Here is a 14,281-nt window from a genome sequence, read left to right on the forward strand (position 1 = left end):
ATAGCTTTCATCATCTGACGGATCGAAGGAGCATATTGATTCTGGTTGATATACTGAACCAGCCAGTCGTATAACTCTTTTGAGCAGGGGTTAGTGGCTCCATATTTTGAGTATTTTTCTAGTAGTGATCCTAGTTTACCTGTATTTTGGTACTAGAGTTCTGTTTGAGTTTTCGCTGTTAATGCGTTGTCAATAACAAACCACTCGTGATAAACCACTGCCAAATAAAAGTCTTCTCCTACCAATCGGTCACACACAGCTAAAAAACCAGAAAAGAAGGGATCATCGTCATAAGTGGTATCTTTGAGAAAGAGCGTTACCGAGTTCCCATTTTCGCTCCAAATCGTCCGTAGAATGGTGATGTTAGCATGACTTGAACTCTCGACTGGAAGCAACACCCAACGCCCTTCAATCTCCATAAACTCAGGGTCTGAGTATCGAAAAACCGACTCCCAAGTTTCCGGGCCTTCATGCTTCTCAATAATCCTATCCCAACGAACGGCTTTGATTTTAGAAAGGGTGGTTTGAGACAACTGTGTTAATTTCATTGATTTAATATCAAAAATTGCTCTGATTATTAGACTTAGAAAAAGTCATCTTCTTCCCCTTCACTAAACTCGTAACCTCTCCCTACCCAATATTTCCAATCATTTACCGCTTCATTCGTCGTTTCATCAGCATCAACGGGACTAATCTCAGACAAAGATACCGAAAAAACATCCTGACTGTTCTTTTCTGTGTAGCGAATATCTACCCTCATTTCCTGTTGACACTCATCTTCATCTGATATTCCTACTACTTCTACGGTTTGCTCATCCCAAATAGCATTGAAAGGCATCTTGAGATGATCCTCAATGTATACATACCAGCCCATTCGCTCCTCATCAGCGTTGTAAGCGTCTACAATGATTTGGTCGCTAATGCGCTGTTCTCTTTCGTCATCGTGAGGAATGGTAGCCATAAGCTAAAATTAATTACCTTGCCTTAGCTGATTTTACCATTGCATTAACGCGACGCTCCGAACTCGGTTTCTTGCGTTGAGGGGACAGAGCGTAAATATCTTTGATAAGCCACCCAATCTCCTTTTTTGCAGTCACCAATCACCAGTCACCAGTCACCAGTTATGTATAAATAGTAGATGGTAAGAAGAGGAAATTATAAGTAAAAATAGTATTGCTTACGACAAAGCCTATAAATTTGCGATTAGAGTTGTCAATATTCTTAAATCTAGTAATAGAACTAAAAACTAAACTGGTGACTGGTGACTGAGCAAAGCGTGCGACTGGTGACTGTCAAGATTCATGGTTTAACTTTCTCCTTGAATATTTTACCGGCACTGAATGCAGGAATCGTGGTAGCAGGAATGGTTAACGGTTCCCCCGTCTGTGGATTTTTCCCTTGTCTTTCTTTGCGAGGCCGCGGTTCAAAAGTTCCAAAACCAACGAGGGTTAATTTATCGCCATTAGCAACGGTTTCAACTATGGTTTCAGTGGTAGCATTGAGAATTTTAGTTACTACCGACTGAGGTTGACCGGTTTCGGCTGCGATAGCCTTGACAAGTTGTTCTTTATTCATTTCTGACTAATAATTAACAGATTTGTTATCATAACTGAGTTAGCCCCCATGTTGTCAAGATTTTTTGGAGTTTTTTGCTCTTGAGGAAATTTATAATCAAGCTAATTTTGTTCTCTATTCTTCTAACTTCTCGCCGAAAATGAGTGCGTCATAAGCATCTCTTTATTCATCAAGTTCTTCAACTTTTCCTGTTTTCCTATTATAATAATGAGTCAGCTTATTTTTTTTCTGTTTTAATTCATACACAACATAAACAATTCCACCAATAGTAAAAAGAATAACAAGAGTTAATAATCCTAAATCTTCCCAATTTCTCCAGTCAAATTCTATTCCTGGATCAAGAATATCTAAAGCATCAATCATCTCATAATCATTCATATTTTTTCTTATAGTCTTGATGAACAATAAATCAATATCTTATCATCATAATTCAATTAATAATAAAATTTGGATTGTATTATTTAAACTGAATCGTCTATCCAGCCACAATTAGGACAATCCCAATGAATTAAAGGAGGATTCTTCTTATTAAACTTATGCTTACACTCAGGACAAAGCCCAGTAAAAATAGGATGATAATCAACTAATTCTAATAGTTCTTCTTGAGTATAGGGTGATGGTTTAGTAACGACTAATTCCTCATCATAATAATTCAAAATATAACCGTCAGGATGATTATCATCGTCATCATTTGTTACAGGTTGTAAGTCCCCGTTATTATCAAACGTATAACCTTCAGGACTCCAAACTTCTTCTAGGATTTCCTCTTTATTCGGATCTTGTCTAAAATCTAAACAATAGTTTTCATGTACTCCATACGGATGCACAGGACAGATCAAATGAGGGTTATGGGAGTAGAATAGACAGCGATCACATAATGATATTTTCATATTGATGGATGACAATTTAGGTTAAAATGGGGATAATTTACTAACTATTTTAATTTTTAATTTCTAACTAATCAACACTTTACTATGTCAATTTCACAAAAGTTGTTCACTTTATCTACGACTGAAAATATTGGTATTTATAATCTTACTGAAAAAGTACAGAAGTTTATTGAAACAACGTCGGTAAAAAACGGTCAAGCTTTGATTTTTTCGAGACATACGACAACAGCCCTGGTTATCAATGAAGATGAATCTCGACTATTAGAAGATATAAAAACTTATTTGAAAAAATTAGCTCCTCCCACAGATTCTTATTTACATAATGATTTACACTTACGAGATGTTCCCCCAGACGAACCTGAAAATGCTCATTCTCATCTCATGGCTATGACCCTGAGTACCAATGAAATTATCCCTATCATGGACGGAAAACTAGCTCTGGGAACCTATCAGTCTTTAATGTTAGTAGAATTAGATGGACCTAGAGAAAGAACTTTTTTTGTTCAAGTTTCAGGTGTGACTTAATCAGTTTTTAACCAGAAAAATTGTTGCTAAATTTAGCATTTACTAATTTAAAAATAATAAATATCAAAAGAACATAGAGAAGTTTATCCCTAATTTACTTGTTATAAAATTGTTGAACTTGATGTGCTGATAAAGCTCTTGGTTCTATATGAATGAAACTGCTCAATCTTCTTAAGATAAATTCGGGCTGATGAGAGATCGCTAATGTGTAACAACACCATATCTTTATACATAGCATCACTCGGAGATATTTTTTCTAAAAATAAATTTCCAAGTTGATTTTTATCAATTTCAAAATCTAACTGCTTTAAAAACAAATCTCTTTTTTTCGGACGACAAGACACTAAATACCAGTTCATTAAATCAAGAAAAATAAGTAACAGTTAATGGAATTAATATGTTATAATAATCTAGTCATCTACGTCAATAATTTAAAAAAATTAGTCAATAGAAAAGTCAACTATAAAAGTAGTTTATTTTAAATAACCAAAAGAAAAAGTGGCGAAAGCATTACCAATTATCCGTCAAGAAATCGAAGAATTACTGGACAACAATATATCCCTTAGTAACCGAGAGGCGGTACTAGGTTTCACGATAGATGGCGAAACGTCAAAAGACCTTGACGATGCTTTGTGGATAGAACCCAACCAATCAGGGGCTGTGGTATCAGTGCATATCTCGGATGTCTCAGCCATCATCCAACCAGGGTCATCCTTAGAAGCTAATGCACTATCACAGGTGGAAACCCGCTATTTAGCAACTAAGAATAAACCCATGTTTCCCCACGAACTCTCTGAAGATAAACTGTCCCTACTCGAAGATAAATTACGTTTAACGGTGACAATTCGCATCACCTTGGATGAATCAGCTAATATCAAAAACACTTCCCTTCATTTAACTCATTTAACCAGTTTAAACCGTTTTTCTTACTCTACGGCTGATGCTACTCTTCATGACCCTTCATCACCCTTTTTCCAAATGCTCCGTTATTGTGAACTCTGGTCCCAAAAATTAGCTTGGAAACGCAAAGATGTCGGTGCTATTGGTTTAAGCCGTGTCGGTGGGGTCAACTTAGATGAAGAGGGTCGTATCCTCACCAGCCCACTGTATCATTCACAGCAAATTATCCAAGAATTCATGATCCTGGCGAATACCGCAGTTGCTAGTTTAGCGGAGAAGCATCGCTTACCTATGCTCTATCGGAACCATACTGCTTCTGCCATTGCCCCCAAAAGTAAAGAGTTAATTGAAACTCTGACCACATTAGGATTACCGGAATTAGTGCGACAGAAGTTGCAAAGTTGGTTAAATCCTGCTACTTACTCTCCTGCTGTCATTGGTCACTTTGCCTTAGCTTTACCAGCCTACACCCACTTTACTTCCCCGATTCGTCGAGTGGCTGATTACGTCAACCATCGTATTCTTAAAGCAGTTTTCATAGAAGGCAAAGAATCCCCTTACACCCTAGAAGAACTACAAGCGATCGCTAACCACATTAATAGTAAACGCACCCAAGTCAAAGAACTACGAGACGAACATTTTCGTGAGAAACGCCTCAATCAAACCGTAAATATATTACGGGATAAGGACAAGATTGAGAATCTTTCGGATAAAGAGTTTTCTCAAATCGTTAAAGATAGTCTCAGGGTGTCAAAGTTAGATAAAATCGTACCCGAAGCTATCTCTAGAATTGAGCAAGGTAATATTAAACCAGTAGATTTATATTACCTAATCTTTGGAGATTATAATAATTTAGACAATAAGGAATTACTCAAAAACAGCATTTTAGATTATCTAGAAGAAAAACAAGTAGAAGCCACTCAAATTATTCAAATAGCAGGGACGACAAATCAAACAACCGTAGAATACATTGAAAAGACAACCGCATCGGGTAAATTTGCTTTTTGGTCTGTCTTAGAAGGAGAAACCACAGCAACGCCTGGAATTGCCAGTAATAAACAAGCAGCTAAACATCAGGCTAATTATTTGTTGATAGAAGGAGTGTTAGATCAGAGTTTAGTGCCACCTGAGTTCATTGATGAAAGTTCTTTGCACGATGTTAATTCAGAGACAAACATAGCCCAAACGGTGGTAACTGATGAATCCATCCCTGATATAGAAGACGAAATCGACTTCTTAGAAGTACCAGAAGAAGCTCATGAATCTCAAGCACGGTTATTTACACGAAGCCTTACAAAAACTGAAAATGAAACGGCCTGATTATTTTTATCATCAGGTAGGCAATGATTGGCTTTGTCGTTGTCAGGTTCACTGGTTAGACGAACTTATTATTGAAACCGAAGCTATTGACGGCTCGAAGAAAAACGCTAAAGCTAATGCTTCATTGAAAGCAATCGCTCAATTAGAAAATTTTAGGGAAGAGTTAAAATAATAGTTATTAAATGTCTTACTTAAAACCTTTTATTTCCATTCCTTTTGAAAAGGTTGACCCCAATATTTCCATGATTCTTTGTTGAATGGGCTGCGATATTTTATAATCAGTTGTCTTTCCCATTCTAAGAGAACTTTCTTATCAGGGGGAATATGTTCCCAAAAAGCAGAAACAACCCCTACATCTAGTTTATGTATGCGATGTAATTGAAGATAATTTCTGATATAATCTTTACAATTATGAACCCCAGACCAACGCTTATTTACAGTTAGCTTTGTTTCACCGCAATATAATAAAATAGGTAGGGTATTATCGATTATAAAATAAAGATAACCTTTGTTACTCTCATCAGCAAACTGATGTTTAGATTCTGGCATTCTCCAAAATAAACAGTTATGGATTGGTAACTCAAACGGTTTTATATCCTCTACTGTATGCCATGAAGTTTTAGGCATCTCGAACAAACTTTGTTGTTGCGGTTGATGATTTTTGAGACTTTCTTGATATTTGAATATTCTCTGTTTCCATTTAATTAAAGCTTCTCTATCCATGATCAAATTTTCCTTTTTTGGAGTCAGAGAAGATGATTGAGTATCAAATAAGTCAAGTTGTTTCATTGAGTAATTATACTGCTAAAATCTACTTAATTTATTGTACCTTCTTAACCTAAAATAATTAACAGTCATCAACATGATAAGATAATCTTTAGGTTTGGGAACACTAAATCTAACAGAATTCAAATTAATTATTTGTCATTTACTATTATTAAAGCACGACCAGGACTGACTACTAATCAAAAAATATTGGAATTATTAGCAAAATATCCCGACGGGTTGACTGTTAAACAACTAAGTGATTTACTTAATCGACCTATCTCTATGATACAAAGCTGTTTAAAGTTATTAGTTTCGGGTAAGAAAGTGACAACTACAAATCAAAGAATGATACAATACTATTACATATATTCAAAAAAAAGGAGGAAAATAACCTTGTTCAACACAATAAATAATAAAGTCTAATTCTTGACCTCGTATCCACTTTAATACTTCTTTTTTAAATAGTCATTTCCAACTTTTTTATTTTTAAGAATGACTATGTTTATTTACTTAATAATCGATTTAGTAGTTCTTTATTATTTCTATCAAAAACTTGTAAACGTACAAAATTAGGATCGTTGGGTCGCCAAGCTATTTGATATTTATAACCCGAATTATTCCAAATATAAATATGACGTTCACTCAAACCATTATTATAAGCTCCAGTAAAAGAGATTGAATCTCCTGTTTTTAAATTACGGCCTGCATAATTTAAGGCTCCATTTCTACATCTTAATGATACTAACCATGATTCATCGCTAAAATCACCAAAGGGAAAATTACTACAACTTGAGCCACTTTCAAAACTTCCCCCTGGTGTTTCATTATGACAATGATATTCTCCTGTAGCTCTATTCTTGTGACATCCTTCACTATTTGTTCTACCTGGATGACTTGATACTTGGCCATTATTAATGATACTAAATATTCCCAATATTAATACTATTAATATCTTGTTCATGATGAATTCCTTTAACTTTTATTGATGTCAACTTTGACAACCTTCTAATACTTACAAATAATTTTTAACAAGGACTTGTTTTTCCGAGACTGTCACCGACTGCGTACCAGCCATTAGATCGCTTTACAGCTTTATGCCAATGTCCATCTCCATGTTCTCCATAATAAACTCCATTTTTTTCACAAATAGAATCTTTTCTTAACCGACCTGGCGTTGCAGATACTGGCGACATCTGAGGAATAAGAACTATTGTCGATAATACAAATACTAAAAAAAGTTTTTTACACATAATTAACCTCGTAATAAATGTCAATTTTTTACGGTAAACTTTCACAAGCTACACCGTCTTTATCTCGATCTAAGCGATGAGGATCGCCTGGATAAGCTTGTAGAACTTGTTGAGCTTGAGATTGAGTTGAAAAATCAGAGCAATCGCAATCATTATTAACACAAGCAGGTAAGTTGGCATTGTTAACCGAATTTCCTCTTGTTGTGCCATTAGCATTGGTTGGTTGATTGTTTCTTACTCCTTTACGCCAATCCCAAGGCATTACTGCGTTGGTTATATTCCAAAAGCCTATACTTCTCTGCTGAGCTTGTTTCTCGGCATTGATGTAAGCCTCGGAATTTGGACAATTGCTTAAATATTTGTGATAAACAACGGCTTGACCTTCTTGTACCATTGTCAGATTAATATTCAGATTGCCTTTGGAAACAACACCCACGGTTCGACCATAACGATCTCTATCAACTGTCTTAACACTTACTTGCGTTCCGACTGCGACTAATTGCTTTAAACGATTGGTTGAAGCTCTACCCCCAGGTTGTGAAGACTCCGGAGCATCAATACACGCTAATCTAATAGTTATATTCTGACCATTTTCAACCACGGTTAAAGTGTCTCCATCACCTACTGATACTACTTGTGCGGCTAAAGTAGGAAGACAAACAACTACCGATAAACACAGTGACACTAAAAGTGTTTTCATGACAATTAATAAGTTTATATTTTTAGTCTTCCCTTGACTCGTCAAAAAAATATCATCATTCTTTTGGTATTTCTGGCACTTCCATCGTTTTTCTAATCTCAACGAATCATCAAATTTCTGTTAAAATATAATTGATACATTTTTCAACCCAGTCATAGAGGTGCAGTTCCAAGCCTGGCAGCTTATTTTACACCCTAGATTGGGTTTGTTGTCTTTGTTGCGATCGCTTTAAATAATTTCTTTTTATCGTGACTGAACATTAGAATAAAAATTAATGAAATTCAATTGATGCTTGCTGATTTAGAAGAAAATCTTTAGCAATAATTAAGGAGGAAGTGAACCATAGTACGATACCGACGACGACGCAGTTCAGCACAAGATAATTTTACTGAGGCTGATTTTGAGGAATTATTGGTACAGTCTCAATCTCACTCAATGCCGACAATTGATGATGAGGTAGTGTCTGAACAAAACAACCAATTTGAGAATCCCTTTCAACCCCTCAGTGAAGCTGAACTTGCCCAAAAGCAAGAGTTAGAATCTATTGTAAGTAGTGCTGTTTGGTCTGCTGGTAGAGCCTTACGGGAACTCAGAGACAAAAAGCTGTACCGTGATACCCATCAAAGTTTTGCGGTGTATTGTCAAGAAACGTTTGGTCATTCCCGTCAAAAGTCAGACTATTTAATTGTAGCCGCCAACATATACGAAAATCTCAAGGACAGTGGTTGTGAAGTTCTTCCAAAAAGTGAATTTCAGGTTAGACCCTTGGGCGTATTGAAGAAACCACCTCTACAAGTCGAAGCTTGGGACAAAGCAGTGGATATCTGCAATGGTAGAGTCCCCAAGCACCAGATCGTCAAACAGGTGGTCAGAGAAATGACCAGAGAGGATGCAGATAACCCTTTTGAATTAGGAGAGGTAGTCGGTATTGTAGCTCAAGATAATCCTCAGTTGAAAGGTAAAAATGGTTGTTGGGGGATTGTTACAGCACTAACAATAACCACTTGTGATCTACAAACTTGGGATAATGAATTAGAAGCCATTGAGATTGAATTTCTACGAGAATTAGAATACACCGAAGAAGATTGTCAAGCCATCCAAAAACTTCATGGTAGAATTGAGCGATTACAAGGGGCTGAGTTAGAAAAGACGGCTAAGGGAGTGCTACGGTTACTCGGAAAAATTGATCGTCCGTATCTAACCCCCCTCGAAGAAGAAATGTTAAAGTTAGTGGAAAATATTTATCTTTAATTAATTAGTTGGCTTCGCCAATATAAAAGTGGAAATATTAATTTTTGGAGTCAATCTACGATGTTAAGTCATGAAGAAAAAGACCTTATCCTATTTACTTTGTCTAATGTTATGGAACAATTAGATAATGATGATGATGGAACTTTCATTGATAAGTATGGTGAATTCATTTTAGACGATGGTACAGATACTTGTGATTTAGCTGATCAACTAATTACTAAAGTTGAAAATTTACAAACTAAACTGTTACCTGATGTTATTCCTATTAGTGAATGATCTTCTTCTTCCCTAGCATCCGCTAAGGTCTTTTTTTATTAGGCTACGTTGAAAGTTGGTTTATTTATCAAAGGTACTAATTTGTCGTATTTCGTATCAATTGAACTTTGCAATCGAAGATGCTATTATTGAAGATTTATAGTTACTTAAAGATAAAGTTAAGGTTATAATCCTCATCAACTTTTGATAAGTCAATAAAGAACTACTTTTCAGCCAAGTAATTTTTAATAAGAATAATATTGAGCTAATCATCAACCAAAGATTAATAGAAAAGAATAGAGAAGAATATTCAATTTTATTTTTAAAATAAGAATAGGTTACAAATAACAAAACCAATAACAAAATAAGTAATAAAGTTACGATATTTGAGGTTTTTATTATTCTTTTGATCTTCTCTATCTCACAACTAATCAAATGTTTAGATGCTAATAATTTTATTTCTGAATAGTCTGAGAAGTCTTGACTGAAAAAGCTCTCTTTATCTTCGGTAATGAGTTCTATTACTTCTAAAGCTAGTTTATGTTCTGAAATTCCTTGAGTAAAGATTGCTTTTTTAAGCTCTTGCTTTGGTTCAGCAGAAATTCCTAACATTTCTTGAGAAACTTCACTTCGAGATGGTGGTAAATAAGAGACAAGCTCCTGAAAGTTTTGTTGATTAGCTTCTTGGTTAGAAGCTAAAATCATTCCTGTTTCTAACCATTGCTCAAATTTCGTTTTTTCCATTACTTTTCTACTTTTTACTATGAATATCTTATATAATAATCTATAGCACGGATTTTTATAGAGTATTTAAGAAAAATTGATAAAAATAAGGGTCAATTTCTAATACTTTGTCATAAGAAAATATTAGGAATATTAATCATATTAGTTTTTTATCATTTCGTCAGAAAAAAGAAAGTTTACAAAATACGATAAAACTGGAAGGGTCAAAGTTACTATCATTAAAAACATAAATAAAATTATATCAGCTATAATAGTTGGGGACAGTTGATTATAAATATCTACCAAAATTTGATCATCAGAATTTGATACTACAAAATCAAAATAAATATACAAAAAATGTTTAAGATTAATTATATAATCAGGCTCAAATCTTATTACTCCTAATAATTGCCATGTTTCTAAAAAAATATCTTGATTAGAAAATAATACAAATGGAAAACTTAATAGTGGTAGTGGTAAAAAGGCAAAAATAGTAAAGCTTAGGAAGTAACTAGCAATTGTTGGGAAAATGAATAAAAATATTAAACTAATTATTAAAGATAAACTTCTTAGTAAATAATTTTTTACAATAACTTTTTTTATAATGACTTTTGTTTTTTTCTTAACTTCACATATTTTTTCTTCGTATTCTAAAGGAGTCCAGCCATAATCTAAAGCTCTTGATATCAAATTAGTTTGAGAAAAAAGATTATCGGATTCATTGATTTCTATTAACACCTCGGAAGCATTAATTACATTATCTTCTGATAGCATCTCAGAGGTTATTCTCTTATCCAGACGTAAGCCTCGCACAAGTTTTAGTCCATCAGATGGTTCGATTAGTTGTTCTAAAAACTTTTCTTTCCTCTTCATCACTTTTGTTTTTTTTAAGGACTTTAGATTATCCTATTATATATTGATATTATTTATAAAAAATAAAGTAATTATTAATATTAACTTTTTTACATTTTACTATAAAACTTTAATTAAATTAATTAAAGTAATAATGATACTTCTTAGAGTTATTAAAATAAGAATAATTTTTAAGAACTCTTGAAAATACTTATGAAATTTCAAAGTTATCAAAACATTTTTTTGTCTTCGATCACAGTCAGCTAACCAGTTTCCATACTTGATGCCAGCTAAAAGCATATTAGCTAAAAGGAGAATAGTTGCTAATAATAAAAGAGGAAAAAACTCGTTTTTAAATATCTCTCCCCATTTTGAATATATAATGAACGAGAAAATAACTGAATGTCCTAGAGATTGAAGAACCCCAACTTACCAAGGGTTGAAGTTGGGGATTCTAACAGGGAATTGCTTCCCCATTCACCCACTCAAACAGACTTAACTGCTGAGGGTTCCCAGGCTCAGTCTCCAACGAAACTGATTTCTCCCTATTACTAGAACCTGTTGATGCAGGTTTGGGCGTAACTTCCTGATTGACCATCAGTAGCTTGGACAAATTAATTCCAAGAGTTTCAATTCCTTTAATACCGATGCAAATTGAAGCGTTAGTATCGGAATCACTAAAAAAACCGCAATAAAGACACAAAAAACGTTCTTTATTGCGGTTTTTCTTTTCAATATGCCCACAGTGGGAGCATTTTTGTGAAGTAAATTTAGGGCTAACCTTTAAAAAAATTAAGCCAAACTTTGCAGCTACCGACTCAATCTTTTCTGTAAGATTTCCCCAAGAACAATCTCTAATTAACCGATTTAAAGCTCTTTTTGCTGACTGTCCATTCTTCAGAAATTTGCCGTTCTCATCCTGTTTAGCACGACATTTTTTAATCATGTTTTGAATTTTCAAGTCCTCTAGTATGATGGCATCGGCTAAACGTGCAAGGCGGTGAGCGATTTTCCATTGATTATCTTCTCTTTGGTTAACTATTTTTTGGTCAAGACGAGCTAATTTAGCGTAGGCTTTTTTCTGATTAGATGACCCTCTTTTTTTACGAGATGCTCTACGCTGTCTAATCGTTTTTCTTTTGGATAGTCGTTTCTCAAACTGAGGGTTTTCTATCAATTCCCCGTTGCTCAAAGCTAACAACTTCTTGACCCCTAAGTCGGCAGCAATGACAGTTTTAACTTGTTCTAAATCTTTTGGCTTTGATTGAGGAATGTCTTTATTTTCTATTCTAATAGAAACATACCAACCATCAGATTTCTGACGAACGGTTACAGTTTTTAGAGCGAAGCCATCAGAAATATTTCGAGACTTAAAAAATCTCATCCAACCAATAGAAGGAAGGTAAATTTTATTGCTTTCTAATTTAACTTGATTAGAAGCATAACTGAAGCTTTTAAAGTTTTGACGAGTCTTAAATTTTGGGTATCCTCTGCCCTCAAAAAAGTTCGTAAACGCATCATTTAATCGTCTTAGATTCTGTTGTAGTACAGAGCTATAAATGCCTTTGTACCAGGGTCTAGCCTTTTTCAAAATAGGTAATTCCGATGATTGCATCTCATAAGCATTCCGTTTTTTACCTGTTTTCTTAAAAGGTTCCCCTAGTTGAGATTGAGGAGAAATAGAGCAAGTTAAGGGACAACAGGAAGCTTTTGTTTTCAAGATTGAATAGTTACCTAGTTGGGGAGATTTAACTTGTTCATAGGCTTCGATTCTATCTCTTAAACAAAAATTGTAATGACTTCTAAGCATGAATAGCCAATTTGTCATTATCATTTTTTGAGATGGACTTGCCCTTAGTTTGTATTTATAAGCTAAGATCATTTTGGTTAGATTTTTAATTGAATCTAATTTATTTGTTTTTTTATTATTATAGTGGTTGATTTCAAAAATTGCCACTATATTTTCTATGTAGATTCCCTTCGTTCAGATTGTTTGCTGGTCGCCATTCATCCACTAAGTTATAGAACTTTAGGGTATTCTGGCGACATTAAGATAAAGCCAGAGAAAAAATCCTGATTCTAATAAATGGTCTAAAATACTTGGTTGAGAGCGAGGTCTTATCATATTACAAACTAAACTGAATATTTAGGCTTATTAGAAATACCATCGATAAGAAAAGCACTACTTGATAACTGTTGAGTTGGCTTCGCTTCTTGCCTTAATTTGTCTAATAGGATTTGAGCATCAGCATCAGTTTGGGCATTGATTTCCAAATGTTTAACTAATTCTAAGTAAGTAGATTCCGATATCGAAATGTTCACTTTTTTATATTTCTAACTTTGCTTTTATTTTAACAGTAAATAGCTACTTTTTCTTTTTTCGGTTTGGATTTAGTTGCTTTCCTCGATTACCTTAAGCTTTTAAGATCAATATCTATTATAATAGATGAAATAGAATATTAACGACTTAAATAAAAATTAATATGCTAACAAAATTCATTAAATTACTGAAATTTCTGAAACTCACTATATCTGACCTAAATCGTGATCCTGGTTTGGTAACAGTTATTCCTTATGGGGAGAAAAAATTACCAAACATCGAAAAACGCGATCAAAAATTAGATAAACTTCGGTTACTAGAAATTAATACAGAAAATTTTAAAGAAGGCTATTTAATTGATGAAGCTCCAGAACTAAATGCCAAAACAACATTTGGCTGGATTTACGATCCTAAAGAATCAAAAACTCGGATTAAATTTTTCATGACTGAGGTTAAAAATTTAGATGAATAGAATCGAAAAAGAAATGGCTAAATCTCTCGACTCAGAAGCAGCTAAGGAATTGCTAGATATATTCCACGAATTATCAGCAAAAAAATATGCTGGATGGGCTATGGATCTTGAATATTTTCTCTGGGAATCAACCCTTCAAATAAATGATAATCCCTCTACTTTTTCTTGGAAAAGTCTTTAAAAATATCAGGTGCAAGAACTAATTCGATTATCTAATCTTTGCCAAGGTTGGTGGGTTTGGAAAGACCCACAAGGCGAAACTTTTGTGTCTTTAAATGAGATACAACAATTATATGAAAGCTGGAAAAACTCTCGTCCGAAAGTTACTCCAATATTAGAAGATAATACAGAGAATCCTAATAAAATAATGTACAAACTTAGACAAATCAAAATATAAAATGAAAAATTTATGTTATTAAGACTTATGGATGGGCTTCTATTTGCTACTTATTAGAAAGATTCAGTAATTTTTTTGAGTTG

At 34.0% G+C, this 14,281-nt stretch carries 22 protein-coding genes and 1 pseudogene; 8 read left to right on the top strand and 15 right to left on the bottom strand.

The genetic code is table 11. The annotated features are described in order from the left end of the window. The 6 genes and pseudogenes from CY0110_RS30225 to CY0110_RS25910 all read right to left on the bottom strand — a co-directional run. Positions 1-103: pseudogene (locus CY0110_RS30225) on the bottom strand (LexA family protein); the annotation flags it as partial. Between the two features lie 49 nt (positions 104-152). Next, on the bottom strand, positions 153-548 hold the full coding sequence (locus CY0110_RS25890; protein WP_008278605.1) for a hypothetical protein: 396 nt from the start codon (positions 546-548) through the stop codon (positions 153-155). Positions 549-583: 35 nt separating this feature from the next. Continuing rightward, positions 584-961, bottom strand: a complete 378-nt coding sequence (locus CY0110_RS25895; protein WP_008278606.1) for a calcium-binding protein — start codon at positions 959-961, stop codon at positions 584-586. A 338-nt stretch (positions 962-1,299) separates the two neighbouring features. Next, positions 1,300-1,575: an HU family DNA-binding protein gene (locus tag CY0110_RS25900; RefSeq protein ID WP_008278607.1), complete on the bottom strand. Its 276-nt coding sequence runs from the start codon at positions 1,573-1,575 to the stop codon at positions 1,300-1,302. 162 nt (positions 1,576-1,737) lie between these two features. After that, positions 1,738-1,953 (bottom strand): hypothetical protein, encoded by a 216-nt coding sequence (locus tag CY0110_RS25905; RefSeq protein WP_008278608.1) that lies wholly within the window; start codon positions 1,951-1,953, stop codon positions 1,738-1,740. 83 nt (positions 1,954-2,036) lie between these two features. After that, on the bottom strand, positions 2,037-2,465 hold the full coding sequence (locus tag CY0110_RS25910) for a hypothetical protein (RefSeq protein WP_035800740.1): 429 nt from the start codon (positions 2,463-2,465) through the stop codon (positions 2,037-2,039). A gap of 84 nt (positions 2,466-2,549) precedes the next feature. Here CY0110_RS25910 and CY0110_RS25915 point away from each other — a divergent pair, with 84 nt between their 5' ends. Continuing rightward, positions 2,550-2,990 carry a secondary thiamine-phosphate synthase enzyme YjbQ gene (locus CY0110_RS25915; RefSeq protein WP_008278610.1) on the top strand — a complete coding sequence of 147 codons (441 nt, stop codon included), beginning with the start codon at positions 2,550-2,552 and terminating at the stop codon, positions 2,988-2,990. A gap of 101 nt (positions 2,991-3,091) precedes the next feature. Here CY0110_RS25915 and CY0110_RS25920 read toward each other — a convergent pair whose 3' ends face one another. Further along, positions 3,092-3,349, bottom strand: coding sequence for a hypothetical protein (locus CY0110_RS25920; protein WP_008278611.1), 258 nt, complete (start codon positions 3,347-3,349; stop codon positions 3,092-3,094). Positions 3,350-3,488: 139 nt separating this feature from the next. Between CY0110_RS25920 and CY0110_RS25925 the strand changes: the two genes are divergently transcribed. Next, positions 3,489-5,210, top strand: a complete 1,722-nt coding sequence (locus tag CY0110_RS25925; RefSeq protein ID WP_008278612.1) for a ribonuclease catalytic domain-containing protein — start codon at positions 3,489-3,491, stop codon at positions 5,208-5,210. Next, on the top strand, positions 5,149-5,382 hold the full coding sequence (locus CY0110_RS31230) for a double-stranded RNA binding motif domain-containing protein (RefSeq protein WP_232285817.1): 234 nt from the start codon (positions 5,149-5,151) through the stop codon (positions 5,380-5,382). The genes CY0110_RS25925 and CY0110_RS31230 overlap by 62 nt, the downstream gene beginning before the upstream one ends. A gap of 29 nt (positions 5,383-5,411) precedes the next feature. Here the strand turns inward: CY0110_RS31230 and CY0110_RS25930 are convergent, their stop codons facing one another. The 4 genes from CY0110_RS25930 to CY0110_RS25945 all read right to left on the bottom strand — a co-directional run bounded on the left by CY0110_RS25930 (position 5,412) and on the right by CY0110_RS25945 (position 7,928). After that, positions 5,412-5,999 carry a GIY-YIG nuclease family protein gene (locus CY0110_RS25930; RefSeq protein ID WP_008278614.1) on the bottom strand — a complete coding sequence of 196 codons (588 nt, stop codon included), beginning with the start codon at positions 5,997-5,999 and terminating at the stop codon, positions 5,412-5,414. Between the two features lie 481 nt (positions 6,000-6,480). After that, on the bottom strand, positions 6,481-6,939 hold the full coding sequence (locus tag CY0110_RS28170) for a YHYH domain-containing protein (RefSeq protein ID WP_008278615.1): 459 nt from the start codon (positions 6,937-6,939) through the stop codon (positions 6,481-6,483). 64 nt (positions 6,940-7,003) lie between these two features. After that, a complete protein-coding gene (locus CY0110_RS25940) occupies positions 7,004-7,171 on the bottom strand; it encodes a hypothetical protein (RefSeq protein ID WP_008278616.1) in 168 nt (55 codons plus the stop codon). A gap of 85 nt (positions 7,172-7,256) precedes the next feature. After that, entirely contained in the window at positions 7,257-7,928 is a 672-nt protein-coding gene (locus tag CY0110_RS25945; protein ID WP_008278617.1) for a thermonuclease family protein, read from the bottom strand. A 435-nt stretch (positions 7,929-8,363) separates the two neighbouring features. Between CY0110_RS25945 and CY0110_RS25950 the strand changes: the two genes are divergently transcribed. Together CY0110_RS25950 and CY0110_RS25955 are read left to right on the top strand one after the other, a co-directional pair. Continuing rightward, positions 8,364-9,179 (top strand): hypothetical protein, encoded by an 816-nt coding sequence (locus CY0110_RS25950; protein WP_008278618.1) that lies wholly within the window; start codon positions 8,364-8,366, stop codon positions 9,177-9,179. A 60-nt stretch (positions 9,180-9,239) separates the two neighbouring features. Further along, entirely contained in the window at positions 9,240-9,455 is a 216-nt protein-coding gene (locus CY0110_RS25955; protein ID WP_008278619.1) for a hypothetical protein, read from the top strand. 96 nt (positions 9,456-9,551) lie between these two features. Here the strand turns inward: CY0110_RS25955 and CY0110_RS25960 are convergent, their stop codons facing one another. From CY0110_RS25960 to CY0110_RS25980, 4 genes are all read right to left on the bottom strand, one after another. Beyond that, complete coding sequence (locus CY0110_RS25960) at positions 9,552-10,139, bottom strand: hypothetical protein (protein ID WP_157464662.1); 588 nt, start codon at positions 10,137-10,139, stop codon at positions 9,552-9,554. Between the two features lie 180 nt (positions 10,140-10,319). Continuing rightward, positions 10,320-11,030 carry a hypothetical protein gene (locus CY0110_RS25965; RefSeq protein WP_008278621.1) on the bottom strand — a complete coding sequence of 237 codons (711 nt, stop codon included), beginning with the start codon at positions 11,028-11,030 and terminating at the stop codon, positions 10,320-10,322. Positions 11,031-11,463: 433 nt separating this feature from the next. Then, a complete protein-coding gene (locus CY0110_RS25975; protein WP_035800747.1) occupies positions 11,464-12,891 on the bottom strand; it encodes an RNA-guided endonuclease InsQ/TnpB family protein in 1,428 nt (475 codons plus the stop codon). 251 nt (positions 12,892-13,142) lie between these two features. Further along, complete coding sequence (locus CY0110_RS25980; RefSeq protein WP_008278624.1) at positions 13,143-13,331, bottom strand: hypothetical protein; 189 nt, start codon at positions 13,329-13,331, stop codon at positions 13,143-13,145. 161 nt (positions 13,332-13,492) lie between these two features. Here CY0110_RS25980 and CY0110_RS25985 point away from each other — a divergent pair, with 161 nt between their 5' ends. Genes CY0110_RS25985 through CY0110_RS25995 form a run of 3 tightly spaced genes read left to right on the top strand, consistent with a single transcriptional unit; the run spans position 13,493 to position 14,198 of the window. Continuing rightward, positions 13,493-13,801 carry a hypothetical protein gene (locus CY0110_RS25985; RefSeq protein WP_008278625.1) on the top strand — a complete coding sequence of 103 codons (309 nt, stop codon included), beginning with the start codon at positions 13,493-13,495 and terminating at the stop codon, positions 13,799-13,801. Then, positions 13,794-13,982 (top strand): hypothetical protein, encoded by a 189-nt coding sequence (locus CY0110_RS25990; RefSeq protein WP_008278626.1) that lies wholly within the window; start codon positions 13,794-13,796, stop codon positions 13,980-13,982. The genes CY0110_RS25985 and CY0110_RS25990 overlap by 8 nt, the downstream gene beginning before the upstream one ends. A gap of 9 nt (positions 13,983-13,991) precedes the next feature. Continuing rightward, positions 13,992-14,198: a GAT domain-containing protein gene (locus CY0110_RS25995; protein ID WP_008278627.1), complete on the top strand. Its 207-nt coding sequence runs from the start codon at positions 13,992-13,994 to the stop codon at positions 14,196-14,198. Positions 14,199-14,281: the final 83 nt, after the last annotated feature.

This window comes from Crocosphaera chwakensis CCY0110 (genome assembly GCF_000169335.1).
Lineage (GTDB): Bacteria > Cyanobacteriota > Cyanobacteriia > Cyanobacteriales > Microcystaceae > Crocosphaera > Crocosphaera chwakensis.